The sequence below is a fragment of the Pontibacter sp. MBLB2868 genome (genome assembly GCF_051904785.1).
Lineage (GTDB): Bacteria > Bacteroidota > Bacteroidia > Cytophagales > Hymenobacteraceae > Pontibacter.
In genome coordinates, this window is record NZ_CP196710.1 from 3,094,559 (window position 1) to 3,112,677 (window position 18,119).

The 18,119-nt window shown below is 45.2% G+C and carries 15 protein-coding genes; 2 read left to right on the plus strand and 13 right to left on the minus strand.

Translation table 11 applies throughout. The annotated features are described in order from the left end of the window. Window positions 1-91 precede the first annotated feature (91 nt). The 3 genes from ccoS to hemN form a co-directional block, all read right to left on the minus strand. Complete coding sequence (gene ccoS / locus ACSX1A_RS13195) at window positions 92-277, minus strand: cbb3-type cytochrome oxidase assembly protein CcoS (RefSeq protein ID WP_439880114.1); 186 nt, start codon at window positions 275-277, stop codon at window positions 92-94. A gap of 31 nt (window positions 278-308) precedes the next feature. Further along, entirely contained in the window at window positions 309-2,711 is a 2,403-nt protein-coding gene (locus ACSX1A_RS13200; RefSeq protein WP_439880115.1) for a heavy metal translocating P-type ATPase, read from the minus strand. Between the two features lie 843 nt (window positions 2,712-3,554). Then, the gene (gene hemN / locus ACSX1A_RS13205; protein WP_439880116.1) at window positions 3,555-4,925 is read right to left on the minus strand and encodes an oxygen-independent coproporphyrinogen III oxidase; all 1,371 of its coding nucleotides are present in this window, start codon (window positions 4,923-4,925) and stop codon (window positions 3,555-3,557) included. Window positions 4,926-5,183: 258 nt separating this feature from the next. On the opposite strand from hemN, the gene ACSX1A_RS13210 reads away from it, so the two are divergent. Continuing rightward, a complete protein-coding gene (locus tag ACSX1A_RS13210) occupies window positions 5,184-5,651 on the plus strand; it encodes a hypothetical protein (RefSeq protein ID WP_439880117.1) in 468 nt (155 codons plus the stop codon). Window positions 5,652-5,694: 43 nt separating this feature from the next. Here ACSX1A_RS13210 and ACSX1A_RS13215 read toward each other — a convergent pair whose 3' ends face one another. The 10 genes from ACSX1A_RS13215 to ACSX1A_RS13260 all read right to left on the minus strand — a co-directional run bounded on the left by ACSX1A_RS13215 (window position 5,695) and on the right by ACSX1A_RS13260 (window position 17,216). Beyond that, window positions 5,695-6,708 carry a cytochrome-c peroxidase gene (locus ACSX1A_RS13215; protein WP_439880118.1) on the minus strand — a complete coding sequence of 338 codons (1,014 nt, stop codon included), beginning with the start codon at window positions 6,706-6,708 and terminating at the stop codon, window positions 5,695-5,697. A 54-nt stretch (window positions 6,709-6,762) separates the two neighbouring features. Then, the gene (locus ACSX1A_RS13220; RefSeq protein WP_439880119.1) at window positions 6,763-7,500 is read right to left on the minus strand and encodes an MbnP family protein; all 738 of its coding nucleotides are present in this window, start codon (window positions 7,498-7,500) and stop codon (window positions 6,763-6,765) included. Window positions 7,501-7,510: 10 nt separating this feature from the next. Then, window positions 7,511-8,608 carry a cytochrome-c peroxidase gene (locus tag ACSX1A_RS13225; protein WP_439880120.1) on the minus strand — a complete coding sequence of 366 codons (1,098 nt, stop codon included), beginning with the start codon at window positions 8,606-8,608 and terminating at the stop codon, window positions 7,511-7,513. 174 nt (window positions 8,609-8,782) lie between these two features. Further along, window positions 8,783-10,051 (minus strand): sialidase family protein, encoded by a 1,269-nt coding sequence (locus tag ACSX1A_RS13230; RefSeq protein ID WP_439880121.1) that lies wholly within the window; start codon window positions 10,049-10,051, stop codon window positions 8,783-8,785. A gap of 80 nt (window positions 10,052-10,131) precedes the next feature. Further along, on the minus strand, window positions 10,132-12,441 hold the full coding sequence (locus ACSX1A_RS13235) for a TonB-dependent receptor (RefSeq protein WP_439880122.1): 2,310 nt from the start codon (window positions 12,439-12,441) through the stop codon (window positions 10,132-10,134). 89 nt (window positions 12,442-12,530) lie between these two features. Further along, complete coding sequence (locus ACSX1A_RS13240; RefSeq protein ID WP_439880123.1) at window positions 12,531-12,920, minus strand: hypothetical protein; 390 nt, start codon at window positions 12,918-12,920, stop codon at window positions 12,531-12,533. A gap of 159 nt (window positions 12,921-13,079) precedes the next feature. After that, on the minus strand, window positions 13,080-13,889 hold the full coding sequence (locus tag ACSX1A_RS13245) for a PepSY domain-containing protein (RefSeq protein ID WP_439880124.1): 810 nt from the start codon (window positions 13,887-13,889) through the stop codon (window positions 13,080-13,082). 148 nt (window positions 13,890-14,037) lie between these two features. Continuing rightward, window positions 14,038-14,865, minus strand: a complete 828-nt coding sequence (locus tag ACSX1A_RS13250; RefSeq protein ID WP_439880125.1) for a formate/nitrite transporter family protein — start codon at window positions 14,863-14,865, stop codon at window positions 14,038-14,040. Between the two features lie 657 nt (window positions 14,866-15,522). Next, entirely contained in the window at window positions 15,523-16,311 is a 789-nt protein-coding gene (locus ACSX1A_RS13255; RefSeq protein ID WP_439880126.1) for an ABC transporter permease, read from the minus strand. After that, window positions 16,311-17,216 (minus strand): ABC transporter ATP-binding protein, encoded by a 906-nt coding sequence (locus ACSX1A_RS13260; RefSeq protein ID WP_439880127.1) that lies wholly within the window; start codon window positions 17,214-17,216, stop codon window positions 16,311-16,313. Before ACSX1A_RS13260 ends, ACSX1A_RS13255 begins: the two co-directional genes overlap by 1 nt. Window positions 17,217-17,699: 483 nt before the next feature. Between ACSX1A_RS13260 and ACSX1A_RS13265 the strand changes: the two genes are divergently transcribed. Then, window positions 17,700-17,969, plus strand: a complete 270-nt coding sequence (locus ACSX1A_RS13265; RefSeq protein ID WP_439880128.1) for an endonuclease III domain-containing protein — start codon at window positions 17,700-17,702, stop codon at window positions 17,967-17,969. Window positions 17,970-18,119: the final 150 nt, after the last annotated feature.

Sequence of the window (18,119 nt, forward strand, 5' to 3'; positions counted from 1 at the left end):
GCACTGACTATAGCTACAAATTTCTGCAAGAGAGCTTCAGGAAAAGATGACGAAGGTCATGTTGCACACTGATTGATGTCAGCAGTCCCGCCTAAGTATTTTTCTCTTTTGTTGCTTGTCCGCGGCTACTGCTCACCGTGTCGTTATCGAACAGCATGCGCACGGCAGGTGTGTAGTCGTCGTCGTACTGGCCTGAGCGCACAGCCCACAGAAATGCCCCCAAAAACAGGGCGGCTACTGAAATGCTGATCCCGATCATTAAAAATATGATGTACATATCGTTGTCCTTTTATTGATTTGCAACTGATTTAAAGCCCTGCCCTCCTGGATGCGAATTTCACGGAAAGGGTGGCAAACACGATCACACTAAGGGAACTGATGGGCATAAGGATAGCAGAGGTGATTGGTGAGAACAGCCCCTGTACAGCCAATGATAAACCGATCACGTTGTAGACCAGCGACACGGCAAATGTGGCCAGAATAATATTCATCGACTTTTTAGAAAATGCGAGAAACTTACTCAGCTTATCAAAGGCTGTCGCGTCCAGAATGGCATCGCAGGAGGGTGAGAAGTTTGTTATGCTGTTTGTAAGGGCTATACCGGCATCGCTCTGCTTAAGCGCACCGGCATCGTTCAGCCCGTCCCCCACCATAAGTACCTGGTGCTGCTTTGCCTGCAAAGCCTGTATACTTTGCAGTTTCTGCACCGGCGACTGGTTAAATACCAGCGCTGCCTCCTGCCCCAGCAATTCTTTCAGCCTTGCCTCTTCATGGTCATTGTCGCCGGAGAGTACAGCAATCTTTTTGCCTTTCAATTCACCGAGTATATCTTTCAAGCCTTTGCGGTATACATTGTAGAAAGTATAATAACCCAGCACCACGCCGTCCACTGAAACATACACCGTTGTCTTCAGGGTATCTGTGGCTTTATCGGTTGGTATTCCCAGATAGGCTGCTGAACCAACGCGCACCAACTGCCCGCTTACTTCGCCACTGAGACCTTTACCAGCAAATTCCTGGAAGTTATCAACCTGTAAGGGCTTGTCTTTAAGGTTTTCGCTGATGCGCTGGCTGAGCGGGTGTGTGGAGTGGCGCAGCACCGACAGTATGCGCCTCTCCTGGTCTGCACTCAGGGCCTTGCCTGTATAGCTTACCTCGGCTGCGCTTGGTTCTGTAAGGGTACCCGTCTTATCAAAAACGACAGTATCTATTTTGGCAAGCGTTTCTACTACAGCGGTATTTTTAAGATAGAATTTATTCTTGCCAAAAACTCGCATCGTGTGTCCGTGCACAAAAGGAGTTGCCAGCGATAGCGCGCAGGGGCAGGCAATGATCAGCACAGAAATGAAGGCACGCATGGCCATGTCCGTATCGCGTGGCACCCAGTACCACAGCGTTCCGGCTGCCACAAACAGTGTAACAATCACAAACCATTTTCCGGCAGTGTTGGCATAGGTCGCAACCGATTGTTTTTCCGGTTTCGAGAAAGCGCTATCGTTCCAGAGTTGCGTCAGGTAGCCCTGTGATACTTCTTTAACAACCTCCAGTTCTATACTTTCCCCTACCTGCCGCCCACCGGCGTAGATCACTTCGCCAGCTACTTTCTCAACCAGCTCCGACTCACCTGAAACAAAGCTGTAGTCGATCATGGCCTGCCCGCTCATAAGCATAGCATCTGCCGGGATAAGTTCCTGGTTCCGTATACGGATGCGGTGACCTACCTCCAGGTTTCGAACCGCTATGGACTCCTCTACCTTATCTTTTAATACCGTTACAGATACAGGGAAGTAGGACGTATAATCTCTGTCGAAAGAAAGGGAATCGTAGGTCTTCTGCTGGAAATACTTACCGATCAGCATAAAGAAAACAAGGCCGTTAAAGGAGTCAAGGTAACCGGGCCCTGTGCCTGTCAGAATCTCATACAAGCTCACGCAGAACAAGGCCATCAGGCCAAGCGCAATAGGTACGTCAATGTTAACGAAGCGCTGCTTTATACTTTCAAGGGCTGAAGTAAAAAAGCCTCGGGCACTATAAAAAAGTACAGGCAGTGAAAGCAGAATGCTGACATACCCGAAGAAGGAACCGAAACTGCGTTGAAGGCCGCCGGTAAATGCCAGGTAGTCCGGGAAAGCCAGCAGCATCACATTGCCAAAGCAAAAACCGGCTATTCCTAACTTATATATAATGCTACGATCCTGTTTCTTGATTTTTTTACCGTCAGTATCGGCTAACGTTATGTCTGGTTCATAACCTAAACGGGCTAACAGCGCCACCACCTCACGCAACGTAGTTCTTTGATGGAGGTAGGTAAGGGATATTTCTTTGCGCAGAAAATTAACAGTAGATTCTGATATGCCTGCATTTAGCTTAAACAGGTTCTCGAGCAGCCAGATACACGAACTGCAGTGCATTTGGGGCACGTAAAAGGTAAGTTTACAGATCGAGTCGTTACGGAAATTGATCAGCTGGGCTACTACGCCCGCATCGTCGAGGTAAGCAAAACGGGCATCAGAGGTGTTTGCTTTGCCATTGATACCAGGATTCTGCTCTAAGTTATAATAGGTACAGAGATTATTCTCCTCCAGCAATTCGTAAACAGTTTTGCACCCGGCACAGCAAAAAGCTTTATCGTGTGCTAAAATCAATTCGTCAATGCAGGAATCCCCGCAATGATAGCAGTTTTGAACATTGGTTTGGAGTGCGGCTTCCATCTCAATTTCTAAATATGGTACTTAACAAAGTTAGACAGGCGCTACCCCCTAAAGAATGATTAATGTCATTCAACAGGTTGATCGATATCAGCAGAAGCAGGCCAAATGAGGAGTATCTTTGTCATATTAAAGCAAAGAAAACAGGCTCAGTTTCAGTTTTATAAAGCCGCACGTTACCAGCGTCACCGGAAATAAACAGAGGCGAGCCAGGTGCTGAAGATCAATAAAGTTTAGTTTAGTATATGGTATATATTCGGCCTTTGGCCGTTTCAAAAGCAGGCTATTTTGTAGCCTGCTTTTCCATTTTACAGGAAGCCTAATTGCTGTTTGCCTAGTGATCTGCTCTGGCTTATTCAGCTATTGTCGTTTTTATCGTTGCTGCTTACTTTATTCGCTGCTTTAATTATCAGTTTTGCGAATTCTGCTATTCTCTATAGTTGGTGTTAAAATTCAAGCTTATTACCCTGCTATTATTTCTAGTTGCTGCTGATCCGCAGTCTTACTTGCTGTATTGTTTCATTTCCAGCTTTGGTGCCCTTCTGGCCGGGAGGCCTCGTCTTGCTGCATCGCGCTGCTTTCCTTTCCTGCCCTCGTGCCTCGGGCTGCCTCGCTCTCGCTCGTCACCGGAAACTCTCGAGGCGCTCAACACCAAGACTGGAATCAGTGCGATCGCTTCAGCCTTCGCTATGAAACAAGTTTAATTCCCCTCCTCGGAGGGGGTCAGGGGTGGGTACATACCAACCGCTAAGGCAACAGCGCTACTACCTGAGCCACAGCTGTAGGTATAAAGCAAAACGCCCAAGTTCGATACAGCCCGGGCGTAAAACGATCCCTATGTCTAACTTAGATTGCTTTGCTGAATATCTGTTGCTCTGATGGTTCGCTTTGTCTTAGCTTGAGGTCAAACACCATGCAGATGTTGCGGGTAAAAGCCCTGCCCAGCCTGGTTACTTTTAACGCTTTATCTGATAACTCTATCAACCCCTCATCCTGCATCTGGTTCAACTCTTCAAAAGCATCGCCCGGCAATAAGGCAAGTAACTGTGAGGTAATGCTGAGCTCTCCCCTGCAGGCAATGTCCAGAATTGCTTCCTTCATCAGCAGATCTTCTTCTGTTAAAAAATGGCCTTTCAGCACTGCCAATTCACCATTCAATACAGCCTCCTTATAAGTCTCCACTTTTTTCAGGTTTTGCATGTAACCATACTTGGCATCGCTGATAGAGGATGTACCCAGGCCGATAAGCAAATCCGTCTGGCAGGTAGTGTAGCCCATGAAATTGCGGTGAAGCTCTTTTTGTTGCAGTGCTTTGCAGAGGGCGTCCTGTGGCAGGGCAAAGTGATCCATGCCTATATCAGTATAGCCCAACGCCTTAAACTTCTGTAGCCCTAAGTCATAAAGGGCACGTTTCTCAGCGTTATCAGGGAGGTCTTTATCGGAGTAGCTCCGTTGCCCCGGTTTTACCCATGGCACGTGTGCGTAGGAGTAAAAGGCAATGCGATCCGGCATTAGTTCTGCCACCTTGTCTATTGTTTCGCTCACGCTTTGCTGCGTCTGGTAGGGCAAGCCATAGATCAGGTCAAAATTTACAGAGTCATAACCTATCCTGCGTGCTTCTTCTGTTACGTGCTTAACGTTTTCGAAAGGCTGTATACGATTTATGGTGATCTGCACCTTAGGATCAAAATCCTGGATACCGTAACTTACTCTTCTGAAGCCCAGGTCATAAAGGGTTTGCAGGTGCGCTGTTGTGGTGTTATTCGGATGCCCTTCAAAACTGAACTCTTTCTGCGGGTGCAGGATGGCTCCCTCGTAGATCCCCTCCAGCAGGTAGCGCAGGTTTTCAGGTTTAAAGAAAGTAGGTGTACCACCTCCCAGGTGCAGCTCCCGGATAATCGGCCTTTCTGTGAACTGCTCCAGGTAAAGCCTCCACTCGCTCAAAATAGCATGTATGTATCCTTCCTCCACACTATGATTTTTGGTGATGCGTGTATTGCAGCCGCAATAGGTACAAAGCACCTCACAAAAGGGCAAATGGATGTATAGACTGATTCCCTTCGTCGCGTTCGATTCATCAAAAGTATGCTTTACCACCTCCATCCAGTGCTTCGCTTCAGGCACATCCTTGTTCCAGTAAGGCACGGTAGGGTAACTGGTATAGCGAGGTGCTGGCACATTATATTTCTGTATCAGATGTTCCTGCTGCTCGATCATGTCTATCGTCAATGAAATTAATAGTAGCTACAAATTTCAGAGAAAGAGGTATAACCATTTATGATACCGGGCAGGCAAAAAAGTGACCTTCATCATCTTTTTAATTAAATAGGTAGAGCAGCACGTAAAGCATAATAATTACATTAATATCAAATTTTATACTTTCAATGCTATTCAAATACTTTTAATAAACTTTTATAATCATTAAATCCGTACAATCTAATAGAGCCTTTGTTCAAAAAAATTAAGCATACAGCTATGAAAAACATTGCTTTAACATCGTTTTTTGTCCTTTTGTTAACAGCTTCAGGTTGCCAGCGCGAAGCAACCGTGCAGGAGGTAATGGATACAGAGGCACAGCGGAAAGAAGTTTATACCACTATAATGGATAATCCTGAAATGCGCCAGGAAATGATGCAGGTAATGCGGGAGCACCCGCAAGGCAACATGATGATGGGTACAGGCGCAATGATGGGTAAAGGGCATATGATGGGAGACAGTACCGGCATGATGCGTGGCATGAACCAGGAACAGATGCACAACATGATGCAGCAAATGATGCAGGCCTGCGCCCAGGACTCCGCCAATTGCAACATGATGTCGCAGATGATGATGAACAACCCCCAAATGATGCAGCACATGACACAACAGATGCGGCAGCAGAACATGATGAACGAGGCTTGCTACCAGCAGATGATGCAGAACATGGGCAAAATGAAAAAATAATCAACCGCTATCTGAAAATTCATCCGGAAAAAAGTATAGAGGGCTAATTATCAGCTACAGGCGCATTAATAAAAGCATCATCCGTCAGGGATTGTAAAAACTGAATGATAAGTGTTTGCTCTTCCGCAGAAACAGGAATTCCTGTCTTGCCCTGCTGCTGCAACTCCGGTGCCAGCGTTGGCGAGTTTTTCACTCCTGTCCGGTAATGCGCTAATACCTGCTCAAGTGTGGCAAATCTTCCATCATGCATGTATGGGGCTGTTATAGCAATGTTGCGTAGTGTAGGTGTTTTGTACTTGCCAATATCTTCTGGTTTACGGGTAATCCGACCACGCCCGAAAGCAAGTGCTTCATTTTCATCTGAATAAGCAGCATCCAAGCCATTGTTGTGGTACTTATTGTCAGTAAAAAAATCTGAAGTATGGCAACTGCTGCAGTGTTTCCTGAAAAGCACGAGTCCCTTTAGCTCCTTGTCGTTTAACATTGTCCCTTTTTCGTTACGGACATACTTGTCGTAGCGCGAATTACCAGATATAATTGTTCGCTCAAACTGGGCCAAAGCTTTGCCAATGGCAGCAGATGTAATCGAATCAGACCCGAAAGCCTTTTTGAAAAGACCCGGATACGATTCGTGCTGCTGGAGTTTTTGTACCAGTGCAGCCAGGTTTTGCCCCATTTCATCAGGGTGTGTCAGGGGGCCGAAACTTAATGATTCCAGATCTTTGGCTCCCCCATCCCAAAACAAACCGTCCATCCAGGCTACATTCACCAGCGTAGGCACATGTCGTTGTAGCTGTTTTCCTGTTATCCCTGCAGTAGAAAGGGCTTTGCCGTCTGTAAACGCTTTTGCCGGTTGATGGCAACTGGCACAGGAAATTTTACCGTTTCCGGAAAGGGCCGGATCAAAAAAAAGCTTGCGCCCCAAAGCCACTCCTTCTTTTGTTAAAGGATTTCGGGCAGGGTAAGGCACGGCCTCCGCCAGGTTGGCAGGAACTTCAGGATCATACTCAGATGCCCCACAACCCGTACCTAGCAAGCAGAAAAGCAGGAAAACCAAATAAAGCCTGTTACAACGCATCCATCAAATAGTTATGCAGGCTGACACCAGCTGTTACTGTACCTGGGTTACATTCAGAAAGCCACTGCTGTAGTTCTCAGCAATCTTACTTGGCCCGGCACCATGCCCCCCGCTACTCATCACATCAAAATCAATAAGATTCGGATCCTGGAAAAGCCCGTTTACATCTGCCTGCATGTTTATTTTATAATTGGATTTTTCACGAAGGTCGATTACCTGAGGCAAGGCTAATGTGATGGTTTTAAAATTCTGATCCCCTCCTACATGAAACACAAGGTTACCATTTTTTGTATCGCCTTCAAAATTACCTACCAGCGACAGGAATTTATATCCTGTATCCCAGTCCCACACCATTTCATTGCCTGGGTCCAGGTCCCCTTCCTGATCTGTAGAATGATTATGTGCTTGGTCTACACCAATGGCCAGTTCTATTTTATTATACATGCCCATTGGTACTTCCTGCAGCACAAACGACATGCTCCCATCCTGTGCTACCAGGTGATAGCTTTCTGGCTCTACATATACAAACTGGCCGTATTGGCTTATCAGTTTTACATTACTTATATAGTACTTCAGATTACTTACTGCGTATGTATCGCCTGCCGGGCTGGTATAGATCGTGCCATTCAGTTGCAGAGGGCTGGTACCAACCATATTTTTAATTTCCACCTCTACTTCTCCGGGTGTTGCCTTATTATCGTCTTTAGAACAAGCTGAAAGGCTAAATGCCGCCAGCCAAAGCAGTACTATTTTAAAAGAGAAATTTCTCATTCGCTAGTTTTTAGAATGGATCCGTGTAACGTTTGTCTTTTACGAAGGATGAGTCCGTTAGCGTTTGCAAAAAAACAATAATTTTTCGTTTCTCTTCGGGTGTCAGCAAAAGCGTTTTGCCACCTGCTACGTTTGATGCCTCTACAATGAGTGGAGAAATATTCGGACTGTCATACTCCATGTGCTCGTTATAATGATCCAGCACCTCCTCCAGGGTTTTAAACCGGCCATCGTGCATGTATGGGGCTGTAAGGGCAATGTTCCGTAGCGATGGGGTCTTAAATAGCCCATTGTGCCGAGGATTGCCGGTAATTTCCCCCAAACCTTTATCTGTTAGCGTAGCATCCAGTCCGTTGTTATGAAATGCCTGCATTGTAAGCAGTGTTCCGCCATGGCAGTCACCGCAGTTGCCTCCCCGTAAACCGGTACCTGGGTCAGGGTGGGTCATAAACAGCTTCATGCCCTCAAGTTCATCAAGGGTCAGTTCCTCTTTCTTGAGCAGGTAACGATCATAGCGTGAGTTCGCCGAAATCAATGTTCGCTCAAATTGAGCAATCGCTTTAAGTATGTTCTGCTCTGTGATCACTTCAGAACCAAAAGCATTTTTAAACAGCGGAGGATACTTTTCAGTGGCCTGCAGTTTCTGTACTGCTCCAGCTAAACGCTGATGTAGCTCTATATCACTTTCAATTGGCCCCCGCGCCTGCTCTTCCATGCTTTTAGCTTTTCCGTCCCAGTTAAAGTCGCTTATCCACAACAAATTGGCCAGCGACATACTACTGCGCCTGTGGCTAATTCCATCTATACCCACAGCCACCGCTCTACCATCCGTAAAAGCCTTGCTCTGCTGATGGCAACTGCCGCACGACATGGTGTTGTTACCAGACAGCTTCTTTTCATAGAATAGGAAACGCCCCAGCGCTACGCCTTCTTCTGTCGTCGGATTATCAGCAGGGATTTTAAAGTTCTGCGGAAGAATCTGCGGAACGTCAAATGTGTAAGGTGTTTGAGTTTGTGTATCGTCGGTGGGCGCTGTATCCTTATCTTTAGAGCAGGCAACTGTGCCTAAAAAGCACAAAGAGAATAGCAGATAATGGAGTAGGCGCATATTCGCAGATAAACTTTGATGAGAGCAATAGTATGCTTCCTCTCCTAATTTAGAATACACAAAGGAGAAAGTCAATTTGGAAAGAGCTCTTTATAGATTTCATTTTTATATACATAAACTTCTCCAATAGGTTTCCCTCTGTAATATGATCTTTTAAAACCCAATTATTTTAATCTAGCGTGTTCTTTTGCCCGATACTAGTTGGTACCATACTTCACCTGGCCCTTCGCGCTTTACAGTATAGGCCACCAAAAGATACTCTGAATTTGCAGGCATAATCACAGGATAAACGGCATTTATTGAATCTGGTGTCAGATAGTTGGTGCGCAGGTGCTCTCCCTTCTCATTTCTTATCTGCAAACCGATATGGCTGCTGATTACCTCCGTTTGCTGGTTGCGTTCGTCCCAGGTAATTGCCAGATTACCTGTTCCAAATGCCGTCATCTGCGGATGTTTAGCCGCCGGTGCATTACTTACAGACTGTCTTGGCGTAAATGCTTTGCCAGGCTGCTTCAAGCTGTAGTAAACGCCACTTCCCCCTCCCATTGTAAACCAGGCATAATGCAAGCCATTTTGATTGGAGGTCATGGCAGGGCCGGTATGCGGACAGCCTTGAATCACCCAGTTATCCGCACTGATTCGCTCCGGTTTCGAAAAGCTTTTGCCATTATCACCAGACACCATATACATCATATCGCGTATGCTGTCGTTCATAATGCCACGGTAAGCCACATGCAGTTTCTGCTGCCCATCCAGGTACAAATCTGTGCGGCAGCACTGGCAAAGCTGGGTGTCGATCACCTTCTCTCCCACAAAACCGTCACGGCCCCGGGTGCTGGCAAAGTATAACGAAGATCCTTCTTTATCAGTATTCTTGCGGGAGTCGAGCCAGATGGCAGCAACTTCGTCGTTGGGCAGCAACTCCAGGTCAAAATACCGTTCATCAATACTGTTTACGGTATTCTCTGCCAGCTGCTTTGGTGTTGTCCAGCTTTTTCCGTTGTCAAACGACTGCGTGTAGTATACCAGTCCCGCATAGGCATTCTTCTCGTTCGGATTGCTAACGGCAAACATGGCTATCATGTCTCCGTTTTTGCGGAACAGCAGCTTCGACAGGTTTTCGTCGTGCGGGTAAACTCCCTGTGTTGTTGGTATGGTGCGCGTAGTACCAAAAGTTTTCCCACCATCTTCTGAAACAGCGTAGGCTAACAGATGATTACCTGTGGTATCTGTTGCCTGCACCCAGCTTAACACGATATTCCCGTGGTGATCTTTAGTAAGGTATGGGCAGGAAGCAGCAAGGCCTGGCTCTGAGACTCGGTGCGCGACAAGTTGCTCTTCGTTGTCCGTAGACGTGTTATCTGTTGTTTTGCTTGTGCAGGCAACTGCTAACAGCAGAACCGTGAATAGAAATGATGAGAGTATATGAGTTAACTTGATCATGGTAGGGTTTCTTTATTGCCCCGAATAAATTTCGTCGGCTTTACAGCTTTGCAAGCGAGAATATTCTGTTCAGGTAAAATTTAATTAGATTTTGAAGCGAAATTGTAACCGAGGCCCAGGTGTACGGTTCTGGGGTTGCCTTGCCTGTAGCTGTAACCATAGGCAGTTTTGTCAGCAGTTGTGGCGTAGAGTTCATTTGTCAGGTTCAGCACATTCAGCCATACCTCCATACCTTGCAAAACGTATCCAGTCCGGACATTTAGCAGGTCATATCCGTTATACTTTTCCGTGTTGGCGGCATCCATGTAATATTTGCCCAGATGCTGCCACTCCATACTTAGGCGCAGGCCTTTTACAAACTCAGGTTTAAAAGTGACTTCGGTGTTGCTGATAAAACGAGGAGCGGTGGTCATTTCCTTATCGCTAAAATCATTTCCTTTTTCCACATAATCTCGGTAGGTGTGCCGGGCGTTCGTACCGCTGAAACGAAATGCAAGACTTTCGATAGGAGCATACTTCAGCGTATATTCTACACCACGATGCCTTGTTTTACCTGCATTCTGGTTTTCATAGGAGTTATCTGCCAATCGTACAGAAACAATTTCATTCGTGCCATTCAGCTGGTAAAAACTTAAATCGAGGTAGCCTCGGGTCTGGGCAAAACTGATCCAGCCGCCGGCTTCGTAGTTCGTATAATCCGAAGGTTTTAAAGTTGGTACCTGTACACCCCGGTATAGCTCAGAGATCTGTGGAGGCGTAAATCCGACGCTATAGTTACCATACACGCCGATGTTTCGACCCAGGTCATAGGTCAGGCCCAGTTTAGGAGTTATACTGTTGAAACCGTTTTGCTCGTCCGGAGCACCTGAGTAAGCACCAGGCTCCAGGTGGTTGTCAAAAGTATAATCCAAACGATCATAACGCAGGGCAGCAACGGCTTTTAAGCGTTCGGTCGGGTTTAATTCAAACTGTGTGTAAGCAGCGGAGTTCAGCAGTTTCACATCGTAGTCGGTCAGTAGTTGATTGGTTTCGGTGTAGCCGGTATACTTTCCAGTTTCATCCCTGTCAATATCGATAAAACTGGCCTGGTAGATAGCAGGGCTATAATCCAGGCTAAGGCCGCCAATCAGTTGCGCGTTCAGAAAAGAGAAGGCTTTACGGTGCTGGGTGATCATACCAAAACTCTGAAAAGCATCTTCGTTAATTTCACCCTTTGCCTTTAACGGATTGCCTGCTACGCTTTTTATAGCATAGAACGGGTTTTGCCCGATGGCATTGTTGCGGTAAAAAAAGGTCATGTGTGTGCTGTTCATCACATTCCAGTCGTGCTCCAGGCTAGTTTTAAGGCGTAGCGCATTCACTTTACGATAAGTAAAAGTATGCAGGCTGCTATACTCCTTTTCGTAAAAACGCTGCTTGTCCAGCCCTCCGGTCTGGTCGGTTTTATAGTCGATGAGGCTGGCTGTGGTGATAAGTCTACTATTCTTATTGAAAGTATAGTCTCCTCTTAAGGTTAAGGCCAGTTTGTCAAAGTCACTGTGTTCAATAATGCCATTGCGCTGTGCTGCATAGTAACCGGCCACATAAACACCCAGCTTCCCAATGGTATTCGACACGCTGAAATCAGTTCTGCGGTAGCCTTTGTCGCTTGCCTCCACTTGCAGTTTGCCCGTCAGAATCTGTGAAGGAGCTTGTGTGATAAAGTTGATTGCTCCACCGATAGCCTCACTCCCGTAAAGCGATGAGGCAGGTCCTCTCACCACCTCAATCGTTTTTAAAGCTGCCATGTTGATCTCGATCAGTGCGTTATGATTAAAGTCGCCGGTTGTCCTGATCGGAATTCCATCTTCCAGGTATAAGAACAGGCTTTTGTAACCGATAGGCTGACGAACCGCCATAGTATGCTGCTCATTCCCCAGGTTAACCATATACACGCCGCTCACTTTGTTAAGCACCTGCTCCAGCGAAGTAGGCTTCGTGTTCAGCAGCACTTCTTTGGATATTGCACTAATGGCGATTGGTGCTTCTGTTCTTACCTGAGCCTCTCTGCTGGCCGATACCACTACCTGGTTCAGTTGGTTTAATGCAGGCTGCAGCTGCACCAGCCGATGGTTATCATCCAGTGCTATTTTACATGTTCTATAGCCAACATATGAAAAAAGTAAAGTATCCGTTTTAGTTGCCGTTTGTACCGCAAAGCTGCCGTCAGCACCTGTAACAGTGCCAATATTGGCCTGCTTTAGCCGAATGGTAACTCCTTGAAGAGGTTCTTTTGTTAAGGCGTCTAAAACCTGCCCGGTTGCTTCTGTTTGGGCAAAAGTATGGTGGCATAGTGCCGTCAGGCACATGAAACCAAGTATAAAATGTTTCATCTGAAAAAGTATAGTCATAAAATCTAAGACACACAGGTAAGAGCCGGAATGTAATTCCGGGTAAATCCTGGGTAATGGCGCACGCTGCGCCACAACAGATGCTTAAACTATACTTTGGGTGGATGGAAAATCGTCTGATGACCTTCGGCAAGATATCCGGGAAGATATCCAGCAAAGTGTAAATCCTCAGTTTCAGGAATTATAGAGGGTACAGCGAATAAAGCCTGGCAGAAAAGGATTAACTGCACTTCCTGCTTCTGGCTTTGCTTTTCGTTGCGTTTTTCAGCAGCGGCCTGTGCTTTTAACTTTTTAGAAAGGTGGCACTTGCCTTCACACTTTAGCTGTGGCTTATCGCGGTTGATACAAAGAAATTCAATAATATACTCCTTATTAAGTTGGTAATCGAGCAATATCAGCATTTTGCTGAAGATTTGAAGCAGCATGATTGCCAGGAGTGCTATAATGAAAAATCTTTTCATTTGTAATTTCTGCTGCAAAACTAACTAAAAACCTAAACATCCTCAGGGTAGAGGTTATTAATTCCTATTTGTAAAGTAAACGCTATTTAATTCTTGTAAAAATGACTATTGTCAGGTATTAAAGTATCTCTTATCACCATTGAAGTATAGTTGGCTAAATCTTGTGCTAAGTGCCCGTTACCTTACCTGGGGCACTCTCTTTTTAATTTTTCTTACAGAAGGTGAAGAAACAAAATAAAGCACAAACCCAGATAGCACTGTAACCAGTCCGAAAACAGAGAATATCCTTAACAGCCAGTTACCGATATTATCCCGCCCCTCATAATCCATGGTATGCAGCATCCAGAAAAAGTCAAACGCACGCCACTGGTTATGCCGAATAGCCTGGAACGTGCCCAGTTCAGCTGCTATATACACCGTGCAGTTATCTGGCTGATTAAAGGTTACGGCCCAGGCTGGCAGTGGTTTTTCACGGTATTCGTGATGTGACCCTACCTCGGTCAGATACTCCACCTGCGCTACTTTTATTGGGTCAACCAGCTGGTTGCGAGCCACCGTTACTGCCATTTCTTTTGAGAGGGCCGGCAAAAAATCGCCTGTCCCGGCATCAGCTAACTGTACTTTCACATTGGAAGTATGCCCTGGCATATGTGAGCCTGCCTCGTGCGCAGAATGATCCGCCTCACCTGAATAATAACGTATCTGGTATGCAGGCACTCCGGCAATCTCGATCAGTTGAACCGACATAACAGAGTCAATAGTGTTATTTGCATTTAGTTTATCCAGCACTACCTGTGGCGAGACTAGATTCATGGAAGCAGGAAAATATTTCTTTTCACTACGGAGATGATCCCCGTGCACTTCATCGATATCATTCCAGCTGAAGTATAAGCCACCAAGGGTCCAGAAGAGAAACTGAATGCCTAGGATTACACCCAAATAGCGGTGGGATTTGCGGATGTAGTAGTTCTTACTTTTTAGCTTCATAGCCCCAATTTAGAAATAAATCTAATGCTATCGGTAAAAGTATTGGCCTTGTAATCTTCTTTATAAAGATATAGAGAAGCTTTTATACAGGAAGTAAGGAGTAGTTAATTAGCCCATAGCGGCTTGATAATACAGTAAAAATAGCTACCTATTCTGATCTTTCGCCAGCCTTGGTTTGTGCATGATTGATAGCTGCCACTAAAATCACACCACCTAAAATATTGCCAATCAGCGCAGGCACGCAATAGCTAAAGATCACTTCCCACCAGGAAACCTGTTGCATGGCAGCCAGTGTAAACGTTTCGACAGCGCCTGCTATAATGTGACTGAAATGACCAATACCAACAACGTAAGTAATGATAATGATCACCCATACCCGGGCTGTTTCGGCATAGGGTAAGAGCCACACCATTAATGCAATGAGCCAGCCAGCAAATATTCCGCGCAGCAGAATAGTCCCGAAGCCTGGTTCCATGGCTTTATGACCAATCTTTTCAAATTCAAGAAGTACATGAGGGTCAAACGCTGTTGTATTGGCAATAACAAGTGCCACAACAAGCGCACCTAAAAGATTGGCAAAAAGAACTATTCCCCACATCCGAAGCACATTCCAGAAGGTTTCAGCATCTTTCCGGTGAAGAAGCGGCAGGATAGGCGTAAGTGTGTTTTCAGTAAAGAGTTGTTGCTTACCGAGTATAACGATCAGGAAACCTATACTATAGCCGAAACTAGAAACAAGTAAACTCCATTCAGTATCAGGCAAATAAGCCTCCAGCATTCCCTCTGAGATCAAAGAAAAACCCATAGACAGACCTGCAGCCAAACCAGACCAAAACAGTGCTTCCGTTGCACGCTCAAGTTCTGACTCGGCTTCTTTGAAAACTACATCGTGGATATTACGGGCAGAGGGCGAATGGTCTAAATTTGCGCTTTCTTCGTCTGCACTTAGATTTGCTTCCTCTACCTTATTATTCATATTACAGTTGATTTATTCTACTACCCGACAAAGTACTAACAGCTTGCTCTATGACATGTTCAGGCTGTAAGCAGGTACAACAACCAGATAAGTAGTACATGAGGTGAATAAGGGGTAGCCGCAGCTTAAATTACGTACCTGGTTGGCAAAGGGTATTTTAAAGCACTTAATGCAAAATAAGTACTACAGTAGCAGTGTAAACTTCCCTTCCATTATAACACAGCAGAAGGAAATAGTTCAGGATTTAGGCAATAGGAAGGTGCTAGGGCGGACGTTGTTCCCGGGGAAAATTGTACGGAAGCCGGGCTTCTGTGGGGGAACGAATTTACAAAGGCGTCAACGAAGCGTTGCTCTATTTCCGGGGAAATGAACTCCCCTAAAGAAGCACCACCACCGAGAGGCTCCTCGCGACGGCCGGGTTGTATAAGTTTCATAGCTCAAGTAGACACGTGTGGTATCCCTTAGCCACTGAGCTGGACAAAGGTGGCCGGAGGAAAGATGTTAATAGTCAGTCTGACGGTGCTTGGGCTTTGTATTCGGGCGGGTTTCGGAACACAAAGCTTTCAATAAGCACTGAACTTAAATAGAAGCACAAGGCTCAAAGTTTGCAAGTCTGCCCGCCTGACGCAAAAACAGTGTCAGCTGTAGTTGTTCCTTTCATTTCGTCTGGTCTGCTGTTTTCCAATAAATAACTGTTGCAAGATAACCTGCTACACAAGTCATAATTAAAATTGAGTAGCTATACTTGTCAAGTAAGTTTTTGTATGCACCTCCTGCACCACTGTATAGTCCTGGAATTGACCAAGGAAAATATGAGCCATATCCAATTGCAGCAATAACTTGTGAAAGCACTAAAGTCAACGCTACAAAGCCTAAAGGTGCAAGATAGCCTTTGCCTAAAAGTGCAAAAAATGCAATAGGAACGCCAATTAATATTGCTAGAAATGTAGTAACAAAATAGTCAGTAATAAGTGTATAAAGAATATTGCTTTCAATTGTGGGTAGCTGCAAAATTGTTCCGATTAAAAGCCCGATCAGTAGATTAGAAATCACTAATGCAAAACACCAAATTGCATAAACGATAAATTTTGCGTTTAATATTTTTGTCCGTGTAGTAGGCAGAGAGAGTAAGTCTTTTGATGTTCCGTCAGAATACTCCCGTCCGAATAGCCAACTGGCTACAAATCCAAAAGCCAAAACACCTCCAACTCCTACGGCTTGCGTCATCAAATCTATATAGGATGTCCAGGTAGCTTCCATTTTCATGGCTTTGGCTTTTGCTACAAGTCCACCTCCCTGAGCAACCGCTTCCGGGTCTTGGATAATCATAATGAATGCCCCACCCATCACAGGGGCTAATGCAAACGCAATAAAAGTCCACCAAAGAGTATTGGTATGTTTTGCCTTTATAAACTCGGCGTGTAATGCCAGTATCTGTTTTTTCATTACGCTTTGTTTCTGATAGTTCTTAAAAAATACATTTCTAAATCTTCAGTAAACAGATACACTTGCTTTGGTGGCAGATTTTTTTCAACTAATAATCTTGAAATATTTTCCGGTTTTGAAATCGCTTCACTATTTGTAATTTCTATTTCATCAATGTCTGTCAATACTGCTTTGTAATTTGAACTCAATAACTCTTGAACAGCTTTTGTATTGTCGGCTGTTTTGACTACAATTTTTTTGATGAGCTGGTCTTTGAGTTCTTTTGTGGTAAGTTCTTTTACCAATTTACCTTCATGAATTATGCCTATGCGGTTAGCCACCTTAGAAATTTCACCAAGTATGTGGCTTGAAATAAAAACTGTTGAGCCATTGCTTGCAAGCTCTTTCAGCAACTCTCTTACTTCTACAATCCCTTCGGGGTCCAAGCCGTTAATTGGCTCGTCAAGTATTAGGAGTTTCGGTTTGTGCATGAGTGCTTTTGCTAAACCTAATCGCTGTTGATTGCCCAATGATAAAACTTTAGCTTTTTTATCTTTGTAGGTAGTTAGCTTTAATTTCTCAATGATGTCGTTAACCAAATTGGGGTTGGTTAATTGTCGCAATTTGTAATAACCCTTTAAGTTTTCTTTCACTGAAAGGTTGGGGTAAGAGTAAGGTGTCTCCACCAAATAACCGATATCATTCCATTGGTCAAATTGTGGTGTAAGGGGTTTGTCAAATATAGTAATGTCGCCGTTGTCGGGTTTAATCATGCCAAGAAGCATCCGTATCAAAGTCGTTTTACCTGCACCATTTAGCCCAAGAAAACCGTATATCTCTCCCTCCTTGACATGAATAGAAATGTTGTCCGAGGCAGAAGTTGTCCCGAAGTATTTAGTAAGTGTTTTCGTTCTGATAATTTCCATGAAGGACGATCATTATCCTGACTAACGTTTTTTCAGGCTGTTGCAAAACCCACGTTTCCTGGTTTTAGAACTAATTTAGCAATGTTTTTCTTTATCCTTTGCACCAGCTTAAGCTTTCTTTTCTCATCGAGGAACTGGTACTGGGTGGGCGGATTATAAGGCACTCGGTACGTGAGCATGTGCCAGATGATGACGGCCAGCTTGTGAGCTGTGGCGCTCACGGCCGCCTGCCTTCCTATGCGGAAAGTTATTCGCCGGAAGAAATCCGACAGGTGCGTCTCACACAGATTGCCGATGACATTAGCAGCGTTTCGTAGCGCTATTTTGAGGCAGTTGCTACCCCTAGGGATACGGCTGCTCAGCACCCTGCCGTTCTTTTTGTAAGCAGCAGCACTATCCCTAGTGTAATAAAAGAGATGCTAAGTAACTGGCCCATGTTCAGAAGCATGCCCGATAAGTATAGATTTCCTGGAGGTTATTCCCGTGGATACCCATTTGTTCCGGACCAGCCAGCGGGTAGGCATGATCGGGGCCAGGGTAACTGCCAACGAGGCGCACGACCTGTTGTTGCAAATGCTGCTCCCGGAGCCTGAGGAACTCTATAACTTCCACATGCTGCGCCATGGCCAGCGTATCTGTACCTTCAATCGCCCCAGGTGCGAGCAGTGCGTGCTCAACGTCATTTGCAATTACTACCAGGATGTGTGGGCAAAGGGCGTTTTATCCAAAGAGTTTAAGAGTTGGTATACCTAAATTTTGAGCGGTATGGGCTGATAAACAGAATTATTTGAGGCTACGCGGAAACCTATTCCCTATGACAGAGTATAGTAGTTGATATTGCAAAAGTTATTTATTGTCTTGATTAAGTAATATTTAATATTTTATATTTATTTTTTAATGGTT